This window comes from Stenotrophomonas sp. 115C5 (assembly GCF_056861055.1).
Window position 1 is genome coordinate 101384 of the sequence record NZ_JBSPUQ010000005.1, and the last position, 21417, is coordinate 122800.

Annotated in this window: 9 protein-coding genes; 7 read left to right on the top strand and 2 right to left on the bottom strand. The window is 68.6% G+C overall.

Annotation, left to right across the window (positions count from 1 at the left end):
- The first annotated feature begins 50 nt into the window (after nt 1-50).
- Complete coding sequence (lptF, locus tag AC13FN_RS08695; protein ID WP_482984636.1) at nt 51-1133, top strand: LPS export ABC transporter permease LptF; 1083 nt, start codon at nt 51-53, stop codon at nt 1131-1133.
- Nucleotides 1130-2236 carry an LPS export ABC transporter permease LptG gene (gene lptG / locus AC13FN_RS08700; protein WP_010480722.1) on the top strand — a complete coding sequence of 369 codons (1107 nt, stop codon included), beginning with the start codon at nt 1130-1132 and terminating at the stop codon, nt 2234-2236. The genes lptF and lptG overlap by 4 nt, the downstream gene beginning before the upstream one ends.
- A 90-nt stretch (nt 2237-2326) precedes the next feature.
- Here the strand turns inward: lptG and AC13FN_RS08705 are convergent, their stop codons facing one another.
- Entirely contained in the window at nt 2327-2818 is a 492-nt protein-coding gene (locus AC13FN_RS08705; protein ID WP_054170981.1) for an RDD family protein, read from the bottom strand.
- Between the two features lie 56 nt (nt 2819-2874).
- On the opposite strand from AC13FN_RS08705, the gene xerD reads away from it, so the two are divergent.
- Together xerD and AC13FN_RS08715 are read left to right on the top strand one after the other, a co-directional pair.
- Nucleotides 2875-3852, top strand: a complete 978-nt coding sequence (gene xerD, locus AC13FN_RS08710; protein WP_482984635.1) for a site-specific tyrosine recombinase XerD — start codon at nt 2875-2877, stop codon at nt 3850-3852.
- Between the two features lie 100 nt (nt 3853-3952).
- The gene (locus AC13FN_RS08715) at nt 3953-4738 is read left to right on the top strand and encodes a thioredoxin fold domain-containing protein (RefSeq protein ID WP_049434091.1); all 786 of its coding nucleotides are present in this window, start codon (nt 3953-3955) and stop codon (nt 4736-4738) included.
- A 120-nt stretch (nt 4739-4858) separates the two neighbouring features.
- Here the strand turns inward: AC13FN_RS08715 and AC13FN_RS08720 are convergent, their stop codons facing one another.
- The gene (locus tag AC13FN_RS08720) at nt 4859-6958 is read right to left on the bottom strand and encodes a glycosyl hydrolase family 18 protein (RefSeq protein ID WP_482984634.1); all 2100 of its coding nucleotides are present in this window, start codon (nt 6956-6958) and stop codon (nt 4859-4861) included.
- 826 nt (nt 6959-7784) lie between these two features.
- On the opposite strand from AC13FN_RS08720, the gene purL reads away from it, so the two are divergent.
- The 3 genes from purL to AC13FN_RS08735 all read left to right on the top strand — a co-directional run bounded on the left by purL (nt 7785) and on the right by AC13FN_RS08735 (nt 21300).
- Nucleotides 7785-11669: a phosphoribosylformylglycinamidine synthase gene (gene purL, locus AC13FN_RS08725; RefSeq protein ID WP_482984633.1), complete on the top strand. Its 3885-nt coding sequence runs from the start codon at nt 7785-7787 to the stop codon at nt 11667-11669.
- Nucleotides 11670-12107: 438 nt separating this feature from the next.
- Nucleotides 12108-19289 carry an ESPR-type extended signal peptide-containing protein gene (locus AC13FN_RS08730; protein ID WP_482984632.1) on the top strand — a complete coding sequence of 2394 codons (7182 nt, stop codon included), beginning with the start codon at nt 12108-12110 and terminating at the stop codon, nt 19287-19289.
- A gap of 157 nt (nt 19290-19446) precedes the next feature.
- Entirely contained in the window at nt 19447-21300 is a 1854-nt protein-coding gene (locus tag AC13FN_RS08735) for a S8 family peptidase (RefSeq protein WP_482984631.1), read from the top strand.
- Nucleotides 21301-21417: the final 117 nt, after the last annotated feature.

The window sequence follows — 21417 nt, forward strand, 5'->3', positions numbered from 1 at the left end:
GTAGACTGGGCGGCACCGCGAACGAACCCCAGAGTTTAAACCACCGCCCCATGCTGAAGCTCGACCGATACCTGCTGGGCGATTTCGTCCAGAGTTTCCTGGCTACCCTGATCGTCCTGCTGGTGGTCAGCGTGGGCGGCGTGCTGGTGGACATCCTCGGCAACATCGCCGACGGGCGGCTGCCGGCCAAGCTGCTGTTCTCGCAGCTGGGCCTGCAGTTCATCGCCTACCTGCCGCTGATCCTGCCGCTGGCCCTGATGCTGGGCCTGCTGCTGGCCATCGCCCGCCTGTACCGTGACTCGGAAATGGCGGTCATCACCGCCATTGGCGTGGGCCCCAAGCGCCTGCTGCGGCCGCTGCTGATGCTGGTGGTGCCGGTGGTGCTGCTGGTCGGCGCCTGCTCGCTGTGGCTGGGCCCGTGGGCCGGCCGGGTGGCCGAGCAGATGATCATCGAGGCCAACCGCAGCGTGCTGATGGCCGGCCTGGAGCCGGGCCGCTTCACCCCGCTGCCCAATGGCGGCGTGGTCTACCTGTCCTCGATCTCGCCCGATGGCACCCAGCTGGGCAAAGTGTTTCTGCAGCGCCAGAAGGATGACCGCCTGGAGGTGGTGTCGGCCAATGGCGGTCGCATGTTCTTCGAGGGTACCCGCCAGCGCTTCCTGGAGCTGGATGACGGCCACCAGGTGGAAGGGCCGGTGGCCGGTGCGCTGGACTACCGCCTGGCGACCTTCGCCCGCAATGACGTGGCCCTGCCCGATGGCGCGCAGATCCGCACCGAGGATGACCCGGAACTGATGCCGACCCTGCAGCTGATCGGCGATGAGCGTCCGCAGGCGCAGGCGCAGCTGCACCGCCGCCTGGCCCCGCCGCTGATCGCGCTGGCGTTCGCCCTGCTGACCGTGCCGCTGGGCCGCAGCTCGCCGCGCCAGCAGCGCTACGGCCGCATGATGCTGGCGCTGATGGCCTACATGGTCGGCACCAACCTGATGTTCGTCGGCAGCGGCTGGATCGCCAACGGCAAGATCCCCCCTGCGCTCGGCCTGTGGTGGTTGACCCTGCCGCTGCTGGCGCTGGCCATCTGGATGTATGCACGTGATGGCCGCCTGGGCCGCCCGAAGGGAGCCCGCGCATGAGGCTGCGCCCGATGCGTTTCGACCTGTACCTGGGCCGGTCGGTGTTCACCACCGTGTTGCTGACCTGGGCCGTACTGGTCGGCCTGGACGTGGTGATGGCGTTCTCCGGCGAGTTCAAGGACATCGGCAAGAACGGTTACACCCTGGGCCATGCCGCCGCCTGGGTGCTGTACACGGTGCCGCGCCGCGCCTACACCATGTTCCCCACCGCCGCGGTGATCGGTGCGCTGATGGGCCTGGGCCAGCTGGCTGCCACCTCCGAGCTGACCGCACTGCGCGCGCTGGGCCTGTCGCGCAAGCGGCTGAGCGTGTCGGTGGCGATCGCGCTGTCGCTGCTGACCGCGGTGATGGTGCTCAGCGCCGAGACGCTGGGTCCCTGGGGCCAGGATCGTGCCGATGCGTTGAAGTCCAGTGCCAAGTGGGGGCGGGATATCGCCACCAGCCGTTATTCGGGCCTGTGGGCACGCGAGGGCGATACCTTCCTCAATGCGCAGAGTGGCGAGGAGCAGCTGGTTGGCGACAAGGGCACGCGCCTGATCCTGCGCGACGTGCGCCTGTATCGCATCGCTGAAGACGGCCGGATCGCCTCGCTGACCCATGCTGCCACCGTCGAGCATGACAAGGATGGCTGGGTATTGACGGGCGTGCGCCGGGACACCTTTGGTGAACGCTCGGCCACGCGTGAGGAAGTGGCGCGCGAAGCGTGGAATTCTTCGCTGGATCCGGCGGCGCTGGCCACCGGCATCGCCAAGCCGCGCAACCTCAGCGTGGCCGAACTGAGCACCAGCATCGCCTATCGCCAGCGCAACGGGCTGGATGCGCGCGACTTCGAGGATGTGTACTGGAGCCGCTGGTTCTACCCGGTGAACGTGCTGGCGCTGTGCCTGGCGGCGGTGCCGTTCGCGTTCGGTTCGCTGCGCAGCGGCGGCATGGGCAAGCGCCTGTTCCTGGGCATCCTGTTCGCGCTGGGCTTCTGGCTGCTGCAGCTGTTCTTCGGTCGCATGGCCGGCGCGTTGAAGTTCGATTACCGCATTGCCTATGCGCTGCCGCCGATCGTGATGCTGGCGGTGTCCGGACTGTTGTTCCGCCGCAAGTCGGGCTGATTCTGATTGTTGTAGAGCCGAGCCTGTGCTCGGCTGTCGCGTACAGTGCGGAAAGCAGCCGAGCACGGGCTCGGCTCTACAGACAGCGCCTTACCGTTTCGGCATGCGCACCAGGCGGGTGCCGCTGGCGCGGTCGTGCCAGGTCAGGCGTTCGCGGTCGACCAGGGCCCACCAGAATCCCAGGCCGCCCAGCAGCAGGGACAACGTGCCCACGGCGAAACGCAGCCAAAGCTGTGCGCGTCGCAAGGGCGTGCCATCGCTCGATTCCAGTTTCAACCGCCATGGCCGCATGCCCAGTGTCTGCCCACCACGGCGCCAGCTGGCCGTGGCGTACCACCCCGTGATCACCCAGCACACCGCCCACAGCAGCCACTGCCAGGCGCTGAACGGCGCGATGTTCTCGCGCTGGGCGTGGCCACTGAAGGTGTAGGCCAGGGTGAACAGGGTGCCGGCCAGCATCCACAGCGCCAGCACCGGCAGCGCGTCGTAGACCATCGCCAGCACGCGCCAGGGCAGCAGCGCGCGCGGGCGGGGCATTTCGGTAGCAGCCGCAGGGGCCGTGTCGGTGGCAGGGCGGGACATGCGCCGAGCATACGCAATGCTGGCCGCATCCGCAGTGGCCCTCGTATCCTCTACGCATGGCCTCTGTTTCCACCCCCGCCGAACGCCGCCAGCTGGTGCAGCAACTGCCGGAACTGCGCGCCGATGACAGCGTGCGGATCCAGCGTTTCCTCGATGCGATCTGGGCCGAGAACGGCCTCGCGCGCGCCACGCTCGACAGCTACCGGCGCGACCTGGAAGGGTTGGCGCGGTGGATGGATGGACGCGAGGGCGGGCTGGCCGGCATCGAGCGCCCCGGCCTGTTCGACTACCTGGCCTGGCGTACCCGTCATGGCTGGTCGCCGCGCAGCAACGCGCGCCTGCTGTCGGCACTGCGCGCGTTCTTCGCCGACGGCGTGCGTCGTGGTGAGCGCAGCGAAGACCCCAGCGCGCTGCTCGATCCGCCGAAGCTGCCACGTTTGTTGCCCAAGGCGCTGGCCGAGAGCCAGATCGACGCGCTGTTGGCAGCACCGGATGTCGACAGCCCGCTGGGCCTGCGCGATCGGGCCATGCTGGAGCTGATGTATGCCGCCGGCCTGCGCGTGAGCGAACTGGTGCTGCTGCCGGCGACTGCGGTCAACCTGCGCCAGGGCGTGCTGCGGGTTACCGGCAAGGGCAGCAAGGAACGGCTGGTGCCGCTGGGTGAGGAATCGCAGCACTGGCTGGAGCGTTACCTGCAGCAGTCGCGCCCGCAGCTGGTCGGCAAGGGCAGAGTACAGGCCTTGGCCGATGGGCAGACCCCGTTGTTCATCGAGCCGACGCTGCATGCACTGAGCCGGCAGGCGTTCTGGCATCTGGTCAAGCGCCACGCGCAGGTGGCCGGCATCGACCCGGTGCGGATCAGTCCGCATGGCCTGCGCCACAGCTTCGCCACCCACCTTCTCAACCGCGGCGCGGATCTGCGCGCGCTGCAGATGCTGCTCGGCCACAGTTCGCTGTCGACCACCCAGATCTACACCCTGGTTGCGCGCGAACACCTGCAGAAGTTGCACGCGCGCCACCATCCGCGCGGCTGAGCAGAGGCCTGAACCCCGGCCTCAAGCGTCGGGCGACGTCGCGGCCCGGTCGCGGCAGCTGTGTCAGAATCCCAGGTCTTCTTCTGTCGCGGACCGCTCCATGCTCCGATTTGCCATCGCCGCCGTGTTCGGTGCGCTCAGCCTGACCGCCTGCGCCCAGCCGGCTCCGCCAGCTGCCAAGGCACCCGCCACCGCTGCGGCCAAGACCAGCCCGGCCGCCAACGCGTCAGCCGATCAGGCCGTGCGTGCCGCGCTGACCGCGCTGAACCCCGGTTTCCAGGTGGATTACATCGGCGCTGCGCCGTTCCCCGGCTTCCGCGAGGTCGTCGTGTCCGGCCAGTTGCTGTACGTGTCCGATGACGGCCGCTACCTGTTCCAGTCGCAGCCGTACGACACCCGCGCCAAGGGCCCGGCCAACAGCGAAGGCCTGCTCGGCTACCGCCGCGATCTGCTGGCCAAGGCCAACCATGGCGACCGCATCGTGTTCGCGGCACCGAACGCCAAGTACACCATCAGCGTGTTCACCGACATCGAATGCGGCTACTGCCGCAAGCTGCACCAGGACATCGCCGAGCTCAACCGCAACGGCATCAGCGTCGAGTACCTGGCGTTCCCGCGCATGGGCCTGGGCAGCAAGGATTACACCGACATGATCTCGGTCTGGTGTGCGGCGGATCGCCGCCAGGCGCTGACCAATGCCAAGCGCGGTGGTAGCGTGCCGGCCAAGAACTGCACCAACCCGGTGGCGATGCAGTACGCACTGGGCCAGCAGCTGGGCGTGAACGGCACGCCCGCCATCTTCGCCCCGGACGGTACCCAGCTGGGCGGTTACCTGCCGCCGGCGCAGCTGCGCGCGGCGCTGGAAAAGCTGTCGGCCAAGCGCTGATCGCCGCCGACCTTGTTTCTGTAGAGCCGGGCCCATGCTCGGCTGATGTTTCCGCAGCCGAGCATGGGCTCGGCTCTACAGGTAGGAAGCCGGGGGCGCGCAGCACCCCCGGCTTTTTTCTTACTTCAGGCCATCACTGACCGCCTTGGTCAGCGTGCCCTGTGCATCGTCACCACTGAATTCCCAGACGAACGCGCCGCCCAGGCCCTGGGTCTTCACGTAGCCCATCTTGCGGGTGATGTTGGCCGGGGTATCGAAGCTCCACAGCGTGCTGCCGTTGTAGATCCAGGTGGCACCGGCGGTGTTGTCGGTGTAGCCCGGCCACGCCAGGTTCTTCAGTACCTTCCAGTCTTCGATGCCCGCCTCGTAGGTACCCGGGGCGGCGCCGGTGGCGGTCTGGTACAGGCCGTTGTTGGCGTTGGCCACACCGGTCCAGCCGCGCCCGTAGTAGCCGATGCCCAGGTTGAGCTTGGCGGCGGGCACGCCGCGGCTGATGAAGGCCTCGATGGCGTCGTTGCTGTTGTACAGCTTCTGGTCGCCGGTGGACGGATCATTCGGCGAATCGAACAGCGCCGACTGGTGATTGGTCTTCGTATCCCACGCACCGTGGAAGTCGTAGGTCATCACGTTGATGTAGTCCAGGTACGGGTGGTACGCGGCCGGATCGGTGACGCGGATCTTGTCGATGCCGGCGCCCACCGCCACCGTCAGCAACAGGCCCGGACGCACGGCATCGAGCTGGCGGCGGAACTCGGCCATCAGTGCGGTGAAGTTGGCGTTGTCTTCCGGCTTGCCGCATTCGATGCCGCAGGCCACCGGGTATTCCCAGTCGATGTCGATGCCGTCGAACACGCCCAGCGCGGCACCGGCGCCACCGGCACCGTCGGTCACCGGCAGGTTGCCCTTGATGTAGGCGTTGATGCACGAGGCGACGAACGCCTGGCGGTTTTCTGGGCGCGCCGCGCTGGAGAAGCCGCGCGACCAGGTCCAGCCACCCAGCGAGATCAGCACCTTCATGCCCGGGTACTTGGCCTTGAGCTGCTTGAGCTGGTTCCAGTTGCCACGCAGCGGCTGGTCCCAGGTATCGGCGCTGCCGCTGACACTCTCGGCAGCACTGAAGGCCTTGGTGTAGTCGGCGAAGGCATCGCCACCGGCACCGCTGTTCGGATCCGACGGCTGGGTGATGCCCACTTCGCAGCGGTTGTTGCGCACGTTGCCGAACGCGTAGTTGATGTGGGTCAGGCGTGCGGCCGAGCCGCTGCTGTCGATGTTCTTGACCCGGTAATTGCGGCCGTAGATGCCCCACTGGGTGAAGTAGCCGATGACCCGCTTGCCGGTGGTGCCGCCGTCGCCGGCCAGCGTGGTGGCGCTGATCTCGGTGCCCTGTGCCGACGCGTTGCCGGCGTTGTCGCGGGCGCGCACGCGGTAGCGGTAGGTGGTGGAGGCAGTCAGCCCGCCGTCGACATAGCTGGCACTGGACGGTGAACCGACCAGGCTGCCGTTGCGGTACACGTCGTAGCCGGCCACGCCGCTGCCGCCGGTGTTGTCGGTGGACGGGCTCCAGCTGAGCGCGATGCTGTTGGCGGTGCGCGTACCGACCGCCAGCCCGCCCGGCACGCTGGGCGCGGTGGTATCGCCACCGGCGGCGTTGACGGTGATGGTGATGGTCGCGGTGCTGCTGGTGGCGTTGTTGTTGTCGGTGGCCACCGCGCGCAGGGTGTGGCTGCCGGCGCTGGCATTGGCCCAGCTGGCCGCATACGGCGCACTGGTGGCCACGCCGAGCGTGCTGCCATCGCGGAAGAACTCGACCTTGGCGACACTGCCGTCCGGATCACTGGCGTTGGCAGTCACGTTGACCGTGCTGCCGGCACTGAAGGTGGCGCCGTTGGCCGGCGAGGTCAGGCTGACCACCGGCGGCTGGTTGGCGCCGCTGCCATCGCAGGCGCCGAGGTTGGTGTAGTAGGGCGCACCGGCCGGATGGTCCGGCGGCGCGTTCCAGATGTCCTGGTTCGCCCGATAGAGGACGCCTCCTTTCTGCAGGGTATCGCCGGCCCGGTAGATCTTGGCCTGGTCCCACTGGGCCACCCCGGCACAGCTGGCGGCCTGCGCCAGGCCGGGCAGGGCGGCGGTACCGGCGGCCAGGGCAAGCAGCCAGGCCAGGCGGCGGGGACGACAGTTTCGGGTCGCACGTTCGGCACTGCGCACAATCGGGTCGTACATGGGTAAGTCTCCGATCAAAGGGCGCGCGGGCCCCGATGGCGCCGCGCGTGACGCAGGTCCGGGCATCGCCCGGGAAGGCGACGGAGGGGCCGGACGGAGGTACCTGGGAGGCCGGGGAGAGAGTCCGGCGCCAGGTAGGGACAACGTTGTCATCAATTGTGTGGTCAATCCGTGAGCAAGCGCATGGTTCCGGGAATCGGGCGAAGAGCGGCGCTGCGCGCGGTCGGCGACCATCGGCGGAGCCCCTCGTGGCTGGGGCTTTACGCGAACAGCGGGTTTCTGGAGGTTGGCCGGGTGGGTGGGCTGCACAGGGGACGCCGTGAATACGTCCCTGTAGGCTCGGGCGCGCCATCCATGGCGCTTACGCCCCTGCGCAGCCCACCCACCCGGCCACGGACAGGTTCCTGCGCGGCCAGCCACGGAAGACAGAACAAAAAATCAAAAGCAAAAGCCGGTCGCTTCGCTCTTCAATGCCTGATTTCTGACATTTCCTGGTTGCCGGCCAGCGGCCGGCACTACCGGGGAGCGTCCACGCATGGCGTGGATCTACCGCAGATCGCGGAAATCTGTCGAAGGCGGGGTGGGTCCGGTGGCGGGGGTGTCCGCGGCATGGATGCCGCGGCCAAGCCCCCAGGGATGGGTTTACGGCGTCCCCCGCCACCGGACCCACCCCGCCATCCCACGGAAATCCTGTTTTTGCTTTGGCAACTGCTGTTGCTGTTGCCGTTGCCCTGGCCTAGGCGGGTGCCGGGCGCCGCCCGGCCAAAGCCCTTCCCCCGCTTCCGGTACAATGTCGGGCCCGTTTCCCAACTACGGTTCCCCGGACATGATGGTCCTCGAGGGCGCGCCCGCCCTGTCGCCGTTCCGCCGCGAACGTCTTGAATCCCGCCTGCAGTCCATCGCTCCCTCCCTGCGCATCAGCGGTGCCTGGCACGTCTACTTCGTGCAGCCCGAAGGCAGCGCCGCCCCCGACCTGACCACGCTGTGCCGCATCCTCGAAGCTGCGCCGCAGGCCGAGGCCCTGGCCGAAGGCGCGGTCAGCCGTATCGTGGTGCCGCGCCTGGGCACGCTGTCGCCGTGGTCGAGCAAGGCCACCGAGCTGGTCCGCGGTGCCGGGCAGCCGGTGAGCCGGGTCGAGCGCGGCCTGCGCATCGACGTGCAGGGCTGGCCGGCTGATGCCGCCGCCCAGCAGGCGCTGGCCAAGGCGCTGCACGACCCGATGACGCAGTCGGTGCTGGAGACCGTGGAACAGGGCCAGGCGCTGTTCTCGGCGCCGGCCCGCGGCGAACTGGAACGCGTGCCGGTGGACCAGCTGGAGGCCGCCAACCAGCGCCTCGGCCTGGCCATGGCCCAGGACGAGATCGACTACCTGCGCGAACGCTTCACCGCGCTGGGCCGGTCGCCGTCGGATGTGGAACTGATGATGTTCGCGCAGGCCAATTCCGAGCACTGCCGCCACAAGATCTTCAACGCCAGCTGGACCATCGACGGCCAGGAGCAGGACCGCTCGCTGTTCCGGATGATCAAGAACACCCACCAGCAGACCCCGCAGCACACGCTCAGCGCGTACAGCGACAATGCCGCGGTGATTGAAGGCCATCCGGCCTCGCGTTACCGCCCGGACCCGGCCAGTGGCGAATACCGCCGCGAAGCACAGGTGCCCAGCGCGTTCCAGATCAAGGTGGAAACGCACAACCACCCGACCGCGATCGCGCCGTTCCCGGGCGCATCGACCGGCAACGGTGGCGAGATCCGCGACGAAGGCGCAACCGGCCGCGGCGGCAAGCCGAAGGCCGGCCTGTCCGGTTTCTCGGTGTCGCACCTGCGCATCCCGGAGCTGCCGCAGCCGTGGGAAGCGCCGCGCGCGCTGAACCCGCGCATGGCACCGGCGCTGGAAATCATGACCGATGGCCCGCTCGGCGGTGCTGCGTTCAACAACGAATTCGGCCGCCCGAACCTGCTTGGCTACTTCCGCAGCTTCGAGCTGCCGGAAGGCGCCGATCTGGTGCGTGCCTACGACAAGCCGATCATGCTGGCCGGTGGCCTCGGCGCGATCGATCGCGTGCAGGTCGACAAGATCCAGCTGCAGGCCGGTGATGCGGTCATCGTGCTGGGTGGCCCGGCGATGCTGATCGGCCTGGGCGGCGGTGCCGCCAGCTCGGTGGCCTCCGGCGAAAGCGCCGAAGACCTGGACTTCGCCAGCGTGCAGCGCGACAACCCGGAAATGGAGCGCCGCTGCCAGGAGGTCATCGACCGCTGCGTGGCGATGGGCGCCAACAACCCGATCAAGTTCTTCCATGACGTCGGTGCCGGTGGCCTGTCCAATGCCATCCCCGAACTGCTGCACGACTCCAAGGTCGGCGGCGTGATCGACCTGGGCAAGGTGCCCACCGATGATCCGTCGCTGTCGCCGATGCAGCTGTGGTGCAACGAGTCGCAGGAACGCTATGTGCTGGGCGTGGCCCAGGAGCGCCTGGCCGAGTTCGCCGCGCTGTGCGCCCGCGAGCGCTGCCCGTTCGCCGCGGTGGGCGTGGCCACGGCCGAAGAGCACCTGGTGGTGGCCTATGGCGCCGTGCCCGGCCATACCCCGGCCGACGCGCCGATCGACCTGCCGATGGACGTGCTGTTCGGCAAGCCGCCGAAGATGCACCGCGACACCGCGCACCCGCCGGCACCGCGCTGGCCGGCGCTGAAGACCGGTGGCCTGGACCTGCAGGAAGCCGGCCTGCGCGTGCTCGCGCACCCGACGGTCGCTTCGAAGAACTTCCTGGTCACCATCGGTGACCGCAGCGTCGGTGGCCTGACCGCACGCGAACAGATGGTCGGCCCGTGGCAGCTGCCGGTGGCCGACGTGGCGATCACCCTGGCCGACTTCGACGGCGTGGCCGGCGAAGCCATGTCGATCGGCGAGCGCACCCCGCTGGCCCTGCTCGATGCGGCTGCTTCGGCACGCATGGCGGTGGGCGAAGCGCTGACCAACCTGTGCGCGGCCCCGGTCGATGCGCTGGATGAGATCAAGCTGTCGGCGAACTGGATGGCCGCGGCCGGCCACCCCGGCGAAGACGCGCTGCTGTACGACGCGGTGAAGGCGGTGGGCATGGAACTGTGCCCGCAGCTGGACATCAGCATCCCGGTCGGCAAGGACTCGCTGTCGATGCAGGCGCAGTGGCACGACCAGGGCGAAGCGCACAAGAGCGTGTCGCCGGTGTCGCTGGTGATCTCGGCGTTCGCGCCGGTGGCCGACGTGCGCCAGCAGCTGACCCCGCTGCTCGACCGTGATGTGGACAGCGAGCTGTGGCTGATCGGCCTCGGCGCCGGCAAGCAGCGCCTGGGCGGTTCGATCCTGGCGCAGGTGCATGCCGACCACGGCGACCTGCCGGCCTTCGCCGGTGCCGCACCGGACCTGGATGACCCGCAGCGCCTGCGCGGCTTCTTCGAGCTGATCCGCGATGCGCGCCAGGCCGGCCTGCTGCTGGCTTACCACGACCGCAGCGATGGCGGCGCCTTCGCCGCGCTGTGCGAAATGGCCTTCACCTCGCGGCTGGGCTTGGACATCACCCTCGATGCCTGGGGCGATGATCCGTTCCGCAGCCTGTTCAACGAAGAACTGGGCGCGGTGGTGCAGATCGCCCGCGAAGACCGCGCCGCCTTTGCCGACCTGGTCGAGCGCCATGCACTGATCGAGTGTGCACAGCGCATCGCCAAGCCGACCACTGCACCGGTGGTGCGCGTGTCGCTGGCTGGCGAGAACCTGGCCGAATGGCGCTGGGAAGCGCTGTTCGACGCCTGGTGGTCGGTCACCCACGCGATGCAGAAGCGCCGCGACAACCCGGCCAATGCCGATGCCGAGCGCGAGATCGCTCGTGCCTTCACTGCGCCGGGCCTGAAGCCCAAGCTCAGCTTCGACCTCAACGAGGACGTGGCCGCCCCGTTCATCAGCACCGGCGCGCGTCCGCGCGTGGCGGTACTGCGCGAACAGGGCGTCAACGGCCAGATCGAAATGGCCAACGCCTTCGAACGTGCGGGCTTCCGCGCCTTCGACGTGCATATGAGCGACCTGATCGAAGGCCGCGTGGCATTGCAGGACTTCACCGGCCTGGTCGCCTGCGGTGGCTTCAGCTACGGCGACGTGCTGGGTGCCGGCCGTGGCTGGGCGACCTCGATCCTGGAACGCAGTGCGCTGCGTGATGCCTTTGCCGCGTTCTTCGCGCGCGAGGACAGCTTCGCGCTGGGCGTGTGCAATGGTTGCCAGATGATGAGCCAGCTCAAGGGCATCATTCCGGGCGCCGAGCACTGGCCGCAGTTCCGCCGCAACGCCAGTGAGCAGTTCGAAGCCCGTACCGCGCTGCTGGAAGTGGTGGAATCGCCGTCGATCCTGCTGCGCGGCATGGCCGGTTCGCGCCTGCAGGTGGCAGTGGCACATGGTGAAGGCCAGGCCGTGTTCGACAATGCCGTCGACCAGGCCGCCGCTCGCGTTTCGCTGCGCTACATCGACGGCAACGGCAACGTCGCCAGTCAGTACCCGCTGAATCCGAACGGTTCGCCGGACGGCATCACCGGCCTGACCAGCAACGACGGCCGGGTCACCATCATGATGCCGCACCCGGAACGCACGCCGCGCGCACTCAACCTGAGCTGGGCCCCGGCCGAGTGGCAGGGTGACTCGCCGTGGATGCGCATGTTCCGCAACGCGCGGGTATGGTGCGGCTGATCGCATCGTTCTGCGCAGGCCGCAATGCCGCTGCGTACGGAAGAACCCGCCGTTGATCGGCGGGTTTTTCTTTGCGCGCGTGAAACTCCTGTCCCGGCCGCTAGTTACATCGATTTTCATGCGGCGGAACTTCGTCACGCATGCCTAACAAAACACTTTCATAAACAGGTGAAAGGGTGAACTGCTTCACGGCAATAGGATTTGCCGTGTCAAAGTCTTGACGATTTGGAAAGTTGCCGTTAACACTTGAACCCCGTTTCAGAATCATTCATTTCGCAGTAACCGGTTGGCGCACGCGCTCGGTTTTCTGTCGCTGCGCGCCGTTCGGCAATACCCCGCAGTAAATCACGCGAATAAACGCCCCCAGGGGACGTTGGGCCGGAAAGCCCAGCGGTGGCGTTGCTTTGCCCAAAACCAGTCCAATCAGGAGCCGTACCGATGAATCGGATTTATCGCAAGGTCTGGAACAAAGCATTGGGTCAGTTGGTGGTGGCCTCGGAACTGGCCTCCTCCGACAGCAGCAGTGGCGGGGTCGTTGACCAGCGCCGCGATGCGACGCAGGCCACGCCCGCACTGCTGGCGGTGGCACTGGGCCTGGTATTGGGGTTGGGCATGAGCGGCACCGCCGCGGCACAGTCGGTGCAGATCGGCGGCAGCGCCACCTGCGTGGCATTCAGCGGCAAGCTGCTCGAAAAGTGCCTGATTGAAGGCTCGGCCAGCGCCAAGGGCAGCAACGCGGTGGCGATCGGCAGCAACAGCAGCGCCACTGCCGCCAACAGCGTAGCGCTGGGCGCCGGCTCCAAGGCCACGCGCACCAACACCGTCTCCGTCGGTGATGCCGGCAAGGAACGGCAGGTCACCAACGTCGCCGCAGGCACGCAGGCGACTGACGCAGTGAACAAGGCGCAGCTGGATGCGCAGGCGCGCGCCACCCAGGCCGCGCTGGCCGATGTGGCCGCAGATGGCAACCGCTACTTCAAGGCCGACGGCGCAGGTGATGACAGCGACGCGGCGAAGATCGACGGCCAGGGCGCAGTCGCGGCCGGTGCCGGTGCGCAGTCGCTGGCCAACGCCACCACCGCCATCGGTACCCAGGCCATTGCCGCGGGCCTGGGCGCAAGCGCGTTCGGCCAGGGCGCATTGGCGATCGGCGATGCCAGCGTGGTGGTCGGGCAGAGTGCTGCGGCCTTCGGACTCGGCGACACCGCGGTTGGCGCAAGCGCGACCGCTGCCAGCGAAAACGGCGCGGCCACCGCACTGGGTGCCTTGTCCGAAGCCACCGCCGATGGCGCGACCGCTGTCGGCGGCGGTGCCGTGGCGATGGGCCCGGGCAGCACCGCGCTCGGCCGCGGCGCTACCGCCGCCAACGAAGCGTCGATTGCGGTGGGTGCATTCAGCACCGCCGTCGGTGAATACAGCACCGCGCTGGGTTCGAATTCCGCTGCGGTCGCCACCGGCAGCGTGGCGCTGGGCGCGGGCTCGCTGGCCGACCGCGTCGATACCGTGTCCGTCGGTGCCGCCGAATACGGCTTGACCCGGCAGATCACCAGCGTGGCCGCAGGCACCGAAGACAACGATGCCGTCAATGTCGGCCAGCTGAAGGGCGTCGCCGCCGTGGCCGATGCCACCGCCAAGCGCTTCCAGGCCACCGGCAGCAGCAACAGCGATGCGGGTGCACTGGCTGAAGGTGACGATGCACTGGCGGCGGGCGAGGCCGCCAATGCCCTCGGCAACGGCACCACGGCCGTCGGTGCGGGCGCCACGGCCGTCGCGCAGAACGCGACCGCCTTGGGCAACAATGCGTTGGCCTCGGGCCAGAACAGTGCCGCGTTCGGCAACAACGCGCAGGCCAACGGTCCAGGCAGCGTTGCCGTGGGTGGCGCTGCGGTGGATGCCGACGGCAACCCGCTGATCACCAGTGGCGGCGTACCGGTGGAGACCGGTGCCACCAGCGCCGGCGTCGGTGGCACCGCGGTGGGCGCCAGTGCCGAAGCCAGCGGCTTTGCGGCGTCGTCCTACGGCGTCGGCGCCTATGCCGCCGGCGCGCAGGCATCCGCGTTCGGTGCGGTGGCCAATGCCATCGGCGACTATTCCACCGCACTGGGTACCCAGAGCAATGCCACCGGCACCAGCAGCGTCGCCATCGGTGGCCCGGCCGACCTGATCCCAGGCCTGGGCTTCTTCGTGCAGACCCAGGCCAGCGGCGAAGCGGCGACCGCCGTCGGCGCCGGTGCCATCGCAAGCGGTGACCGCGCGGTGGCCAACGGCAGCCTGACCGAAGCCTCCGGTGCTGAAGCCACGGCCGTTGGCTACTTCGCTTACGCCCCGGGTGAGAATGCCAGCGCGCTGGGCGCGCAGACCTGGGCCAGCGGCGCGCAGAGCACGGCCGTGGGTTACTACGCCACCGCACGCGGCGCCAACAGCGTCGCGCTTGGCGCGAACTCCGAAGCGGTGCGTGCCAACAGCGTGGCTGTCGGCAGTGCAGGCAACGAGCGTCAGATCACCAGCGTCGCTGCGGGCAGCGAAGCCACCGACGCGGTGAACAAGGCCCAGCTTGATGCCGTGGCCAGTACCGCTGATACCACCGCGCGCTTCTTCCAGGCACAGCCGGAGGCAGGCAGTGACGCTGGCGCACTGGCCGATGGCGAGGGCTCCATCGCTGTGGGCTCGTCGAGCAATGCGATCGGCGCAGGCGCCATCGCGCAGGGTGCAGCCGCGTCGGCCATTGGCGATGACAGCGTGGCCGTGGGCCGCAACAGCGCAGCCACCGGCAATGGCGGTGTCGCCATCGGTGGCCTCGGCCAGGCCTACGACGAGTTCAACCAGCCGATCATCGGTGCTGACGGCACGGCGCAGCAGGTGGGTACCACCGCTGTTGCCGATGCCACGGCGGTGGGCAGTGGCGCGCAGGCCACCGGGGCTGCCAGCAGCGCCTTCGGCAACGCTGCCAAGGCCAGTGGTGACAACAGCTTCGCCGCAGGCGGCAAGTCGCGCGCCACCGGCAGCTATGCAGTCGCGGTCGGCGACAGCGCATTCGCCAGCAGCGATGACAGCACCGCAGTAGGCGGTTACAGCTGGGCGACTGCCAGTGGCGCGGCAGCATTCGGTTCGGGGGCATGGGCCACCGCCACCAACGCCGCGGCGTTCGGTAATGCGGCGTGGGCCAGTGGCAGCGGCGCCACGTCCATCGGTTACAACAGTTGGGCCAACGGCACCAGTTCCACGGCGGTCGGCCGCGGTGCCTTCGGCTATGGCGAAAACAGCGTGGCGCTGGGCTTCCAGGCGCTGGGCAACAGCATCAACAGCATCGCCATCGGCACCAATACAGTGGCCAGTGGTGAAAGCGCGACCGCGCTTGGCGCCGGCAGCAACGCCAGCGCCAGCAATGCGGTCGCGCTCGGTGCCGGCTCGGTCGCCAGCCGTGCACGCACGGTGTCGGTGGGCAGCAGCGGCAACGAGCGCCAGCTCACCAACGTCGCCGCCGGTACCCAGGCCACCGACGCGGTGAACAAGGCACAGTTGGATGCGGTTGCGTCTACCGCTGCCACCACCAGCCGCTTCTTCCAGGCCAGCGGCAACGGCGACGACGTAGCCGGTGCACTGGTGGAGGGTGACAACGCACTGGCGGCCGGTGATGCCGCAAACGCCATCGGCAATGGCGCCACCGCACTGGGTAGCGGCGCCAACGCGCTGGCCAGCAACGCACAGGCGCTGGGTTTCAACGCATTGGCAACTGCGGCCAACGCCAGCGCGGTCGGTGCCAACGCACAGGCCACGGGCGAGTACGCAACTGCGCATGGTGCGGAAAGCGAAGCCAGCGGCGAGCAGAGCGCGGCGTTCGGTGCGGCCAGCATTGCCAGCGGTGCCGGTAGCACTGCCAATGGCGTGCTGTCCGAAGCGTCCGGCGAAGAAGCCGTGGCCCTGGGCTACTTCAGCAATGCCAGCGGCGACGCGGCCACCGCTGTCGGCAGCGAGAGCGTGGCCAGTGGTACGGCGTCGGCGGCCTTCGGTATCGGTGCCGAAGCCCGCGGCGGTTACAGCACCGCCATCGGTGGCTATGCACAGGCCTCGGCCTTCAATGCCACTGCGTTCGGCAACTTCGCCAATGCATCCGGTTCCAACAGTGTGGCAGTGGGCGGCGATTCGGAAGCCTCCGGCGCTTACAGCACCGCCACCGGCCAGGGCAGCCTGGCCACCGGCACCAACAGCGTCGCCGTCGGTGGTTCGTTGTTCGGCGTGCTGGCCACCGAGGCCTCAGGCAACTACTCCACCGCGGTGGGTGGTGGTGCCTGGTCGGGTGGCATCAACAGCACCGCGCTGGGCAATGCCGCCGAATCGCGTGGCGCCAACAGCGTGGCGCTGGGTGCCGATTCGATCGCCGATCGCGACAACACCGTGTCGGTAGGCGGCGGCGGCAACACCCGCCAGATCACCAATGTGGCCGATGGCACGCAGGGCAATGATGCGGTCAACAAGAACCAGCTCGACGCCGTAGCCGCGGCAGCGGAAAAGACCAGCAGGCAGTTCCAGGCCAGCGGCAATGCCGACGGCGAAACCGGCGCGCTGGTCGAGGGTGACAACGCGCTGGCCGCGGGTGATGCCGCCAACGCGATCGGCAATGGTGCCACTGCGCTCGGCAGCGGTGCCAATGCGCTGGCCGCCAACGCCACCGCCGTGGGCATCGATGCATTGGCCACCGGCAACAACGCGGCTGCCCTGGGCAGTAACGCACAGGCCACCGGCGAGGACAGCCTGTCCCTGGGCAGCGGTGCCAGCGCCAGTGAGGTCGGTGCAAGCGCGGTGGGTGCGCGTGCACAGGCCAGCGGCGCCTACAGCACGGCCACGGGTACAGAAGCCAATGCCAGCGGCGGGCAGGCGCTCGCCAGCGGTTTCCGCAGCGCGGCTTCGGCTGATGGCACCACCGCAGTGGGTGGCTACGCCGAAGCCAGCGGCCGCCTCGGCACCGCTCTGGGCTACGGCTCTGCGGCCAGCGCTGCCAACACCACTGCAGTCGGCTTCGGTGCCGCTGCGGCCGGTACCGGTGCCGTTGCCGTGGGTCAGTCCAGCGAGGCCAGTGGCGAGGAGAGCGTGGCCATCGGCGGCAGCACCTTCTTCGGCCTGATCCCGTCGCGTGCCAGTGGCACCGGTGCGGCGGCGTTCGGCGCCGGTGCCTGGGCCACCGAAGACTACGCGACCGCGATTGGCTGGAACTCGTGGGCGGCAGGCAGCAGCGCCACCGCGCTGGGGGCCAACGCCACCGCCAATGGCAGCAACAGCGTCGCGCTCGGTGCTGGCTCCAAGGCTGATCGTGACAACACCGTAGCCGTCGGCAAGGCCGGCGGTGAGCGCCAGGTGACCCACGTCGCGGCGGGCACCGAAGCCACCGATGCGGTGAACAAGGGCCAGCTGGATGCGGTCGCCAGCGTCGCCGACAAGACCAGCCTGCAGTTCCAGGCCAGCGGCAATGCCGATGGCGAAGCTGGTGCACTGGTGGACGGCGACAACGCACTGGCTGCCGGCAATGCGGCCAATGCCATCGGCAACGGCGCCACCGCGCTGGGCAGCGGCGCCAATGCCATGGCCGCCAATGCCACTGCCGTGGGCTTCGATGCCTTGGCCACCGGCAACAATGCGGCGGCGCTCGGCAACGCGGCGCAGGCCGGAGGTGTCGACAGCGTAGCCGTGGGCAGTGGCGCCAGCGCCAGCGAACTCGGTTCCAGTGCCACCGGTGCCGGCGCACAGGCCAAGGGCGCCTACAGTACCGCCAGCGGTGCGCAGGCCACGGCCAGCGGCACCCAGTCGCAGGCCAGTGGTTTCCGCGCCAATGCCTCGGCCGATGGTGCGTCTGCGCTGGGCAGCTATGCCGAGGCCAGCGGTCGCCTGGGTACCGCGGCCGGCTACGGCAGCAAGGCAACCGGCGCCAATGCCACGGCGGTAGGTGTGAGTGCCACCGCCAGTGCCGCAGGCAGCGTTGCGCTGGGCGCGGGCTCGGTCGCCGACCGTGCCAACACTGTGTCGGTCGGCAGCGCGAGCAGTGATCGTCAGATCACCCGTGTCGCTGCCGGCACCGAGCGCACCGATGCGGTCAATCGTGGCCAGCTCGATGCGGTCGCGGCGACCGCCGATGGCACGGCCCGCTACGTCAAGGCCACCGGCGCAGGTACCGCCAGTGCCAACGGCAGCGATGCCGCCGCGATCGGTTCGGCAGCCACTGCCAGCGGCGCACGCAGCAATGCCCTGGGTGCCAATGCGATGGCCATCGGCAACGGTGCCCTTGCACTGGGCACCAGCGCCGGTGCATCGGGCGCGAACTCGGTTGCGCTGGGTGCCGGTTCGCGTGCACTCGATGCCAACGTGGTGTCGGTCGGCGGTGGCAATGGCACCGATGGTCCGGCCACGCGCCGCATCGTCAATGTGGCCGATGGCCGCATCGCCGCCGGCAGCAGCGATGCCATCACCGGTTCGCAGCTCAACGTCACCAACCAGCGGGTGGGCGCGGTGGAAACCCGCGTCGGTGATTTCGATTCGCGCATCGCCACCGTGGAAACCACGGCGGCCAGCGCAGTCAGCTATGACGACGCCAGCCGTGACCGCCTGACCCTGTCCGGCTTCCAGGGAACCACCATCGACAACGTCGGTGCCGGCAGCATCGCTGCGGGCAGTCGCCAGGCGATCAACGGCGGCCAGCTGTTCCAGTCGCTCAGTGATGCCGCCAGCTTCCTCGGCGGTGGTGCCAGCGTTGGCATGCAGGGTGTGTTCGTGGCGCCGAACTATGTGATCCAGGGCGCCACCTACAGCAACGTCGGCGATGCGCTCGGCGCGCTGGACCGCAAGGTCAGCGAGATCGACCGCCGCACCGCCGGTGGCACGCGTGCCGGGACTGCCAGCCTGCGCGCAATGAGTACCCCGCTGGATGACAGCCCGCTGGCCAGCGCCGCTGATGCACCTGCAACGGCCGACGCGGCACCGGCCAGCACCGCGCGCGTGCAGGGCACGCCGACCGCTGCCGCCGCCGGTGCCGGGATTCCGGTTGGCACTCCCGCGACGGGCTTCAACGCCGTCGCCATGGGCGAGGGCGCCGTTGCCAGTGGCGCCTCGTCCACCGCCATAGGCCAAGGCGCCAATGCCACCGCGGCCAACGCGGTGGCACTGGGGCAGGGCTCGGTTGCCGATCGTGCCAACACGGTCTCGGTGGGCAGTGAAGGCAACGAGCGCCAGGTCACCAACGTGGCGGCCGGTACCACGGCCACCGATGCGGTCAACAAGGGCCAGCTCGACCGTGGCATGGCCACGGCCAACAGCTACACCGACAGCCGCGTCCAGGCCGTCGCCGACAGCTTCGATGTGTTCAAGGGCGAAATCGACGGACGCCTGCGCCACATGGATCGTCGCATCGACCGCCAGGGGGCGATGAGCGCGGCGATGCTCAACATGGCCACCAGTGCCGCCGGTATCCGCACCCAGAACCGGGTCGGCGTCGGCATTGGCTTCCAGGGCGGCGAGTCGGCGTTGTCGCTGGGCTACCAGCGTGCGATCAGCGATCGCGCCACGGTGACCTTCGGTGGTGCCTTCAGCAGCGACGACAGCTCGGTTGGCGTCGGTGCCGGCTTCGGCTGGTAAGCCACTCCATCGCGCCGGCGGCCACCCACGCCGGCGCAGCACCTGCAGTGAGGGCCTGGGGGGAGGTCACGGCAATCCCGGCTGGGCCGGCCGGGAGTCGTCAAGGAATGATGGCCGCAGTGTTGGTTCGATCCATGACCCAGAAGAGGAATTCGACGTGATCAAGAAGCAGAACCTTCGCATCAATGTGCTTGCCGCCGCCGTGCTGTCGATGACGGCTGTCGGTGCCGTCCACGCCGCTGGACTGCCGACCCGTGAACCGGTGCGCCAGGCCAGCACCGCCCAGCCGGGAACCGAGCGCATCATCGTCAAGTACCGGGCCGGTGCTGCTGCCGCCACTGACCGCTCGGCGAAGCTGTCCACCGTGCAGTCCGCACTGACCCGTGCCAGCCTCTCCGGCGGCACATCCCGCGCCAGCACGCTCGGCCCGCAGGTGGTCCGCAAGCTGTCTACCGGGGCGGACCTCATCCGTGTGCAGGGCCGCCTGGCCCCGGCCGAACTGCAGCGCGTACTGAAAGAGCTGAAGGCCGACCCGTCGGTGCAGTACGCCGAAGCCGACGTGAAGCTGCGCCGCACCGAACTGCGTGCCGGCAACGTACAGCCGGCGCTGGTGCCGAACGATCCCTTCTACCAGCAGAACCAGTGGCATCTGCACAATGCGGTCGGCGGCATCAACGCACCGGCGGCATGGGATGTCTCGCAGGGCGAGGGCATCGTGGTGGCGGTGATCGATACCGGCATCCTGCCGCAGCATCCGGACCTGGTCGGCAACCTGCTGGAGGGCTACGACTTCATCAGCGACGCGGAGACCTCGCGGCGCCCGACCAACGATCGCGTGCCGGGTGCGCAGGACTACGGCGATTGGGTCGAGAACGACAACGAGTGCTATGACGGCTCGCTGGCCGAGGACAGTTCCTGGCACGGCACCCACGTCGCCGGCACTGTGGCCGAGCAGACCAACAACGGCGTCGGCATGGCCGGTGTCGCCTACAAGGCCAAGGTACTGCCGGTGCGCGTGCTCGGTAAATGCGGTGGCTACCTGTCCGACATCGCCGATGCGGTGGTCTGGGCATCGGGTGGCACGGTGGCCGGCATTCCGGCCAACACCAATCCGGCCGAGATCATCAACATGAGCCTGGGGGGCGGTGGCGCCTGCGCCAGCACCTACCAGGACGCGATCAACGGCGCGATCTCGCGCGGGACCACCGTGGTGGTGGCGGCCGGCAATGAAACCGACAACGCGTCCAAGTACCAGCCGGCCAGCTGCGAAGGCGTGGTGACCGTGGGTGCCACCCGCATCACCGGTGGCATCACCTACTACTCCAACTACGGCACCCGCGTGGACCTGTCCGGTCCGGGTGGCGGTGGCAGTGTGGACGGCAACCCGGGCGGCTACATCTGGCAGACCGGCTCCAATGCGGCCACCACGCCGGAATCGGGCACGCCGGGCTACATGGGCATGGGCGGTACCTCGATGGCCTCGCCGCATGTGGCCGCCGTTGCCGCACTGGTGCAGAGCGCGCTGATCGCCAAGGGCAAGGACCCGCTGACCCCGGGCGCGATGCGCACCCTGCTGAAGGAAACCGCACGTCCGTTCCCGGTCGCCATTCCGGCGGCGACCCCGATCGGTACCGGCATCCTCGACGCCAAGGCCGCGCTGGCCAAGGCACTGGAAGAACCGTGCACCGAGAACTGCGGGCCGGTGGCCACGCCGCTGACCAACAAGGCCGCCGTCGGTGGCCTGAACGGTGCCGCCGCCAGCAGCCGCCTGTACAGCTTCGAGGCTGCCGCCGGCAAGCAGCTCAGCGTGATCACCTACGGTGGTACCGGCAATGTCTCGGTCTACATTGCCCAGGGGCGTGAACCGAGCGCCAGCGACAACGACGCCAAGTCGACCCGTCCGGGCACGTCCGAGACGGTGCGGGTAGCGAAGCCGGTGGCGGCTACCTACTACATCAAGGTAGTCGGCGAAGCGGCCTACAACGGCGTGAGCATCCTTGCCACGCAGTAAGCTGGAACTGTCGTAGTTGAATAGCCGAAGCCCGTCACCGCGTGTGACGGGCTTCGTCTTTTTACGAAAGGTGGTGGAGGGGCGGCGGAAATCATGGCTTAACTGTTAAAGTCGAGC

What these genes read in the sequence shown, in the direction of transcription:
- lptG (WP_010480722.1), top strand. Translation starts at nt 1,130, where the DNA reads ATGAGGCTGCGCCCGATGCGTTTCGACCTGTACCTGGGCCGGTCGGTG.
- xerD (WP_482984635.1), top strand. Translation starts at nt 2,875, where the DNA reads ATGGCCTCTGTTTCCACCCCCGCCGAACGCCGCCAGCTGGTGCAGCAA.
- AC13FN_RS08715 (WP_049434091.1), top strand. Translation starts at nt 3,953, where the DNA reads ATGCTCCGATTTGCCATCGCCGCCGTGTTCGGTGCGCTCAGCCTGACC.
- AC13FN_RS08720 (WP_482984634.1), bottom strand. Translation starts at nt 6,958, where the DNA reads ATGTACGACCCGATTGTGCGCAGTGCCGAACGTGCGACCCGAAACTGT.
- AC13FN_RS08730 (WP_482984632.1), top strand. Translation starts at nt 12,108, where the DNA reads ATGAATCGGATTTATCGCAAGGTCTGGAACAAAGCATTGGGTCAGTTG.
- lptF (WP_482984636.1), top strand. Translation starts at nt 51, where the DNA reads ATGCTGAAGCTCGACCGATACCTGCTGGGCGATTTCGTCCAGAGTTTC.
- purL (WP_482984633.1), top strand. Translation starts at nt 7,785, where the DNA reads ATGATGGTCCTCGAGGGCGCGCCCGCCCTGTCGCCGTTCCGCCGCGAA.
- AC13FN_RS08705 (WP_054170981.1), bottom strand. Translation starts at nt 2,818, where the DNA reads ATGTCCCGCCCTGCCACCGACACGGCCCCTGCGGCTGCTACCGAAATG.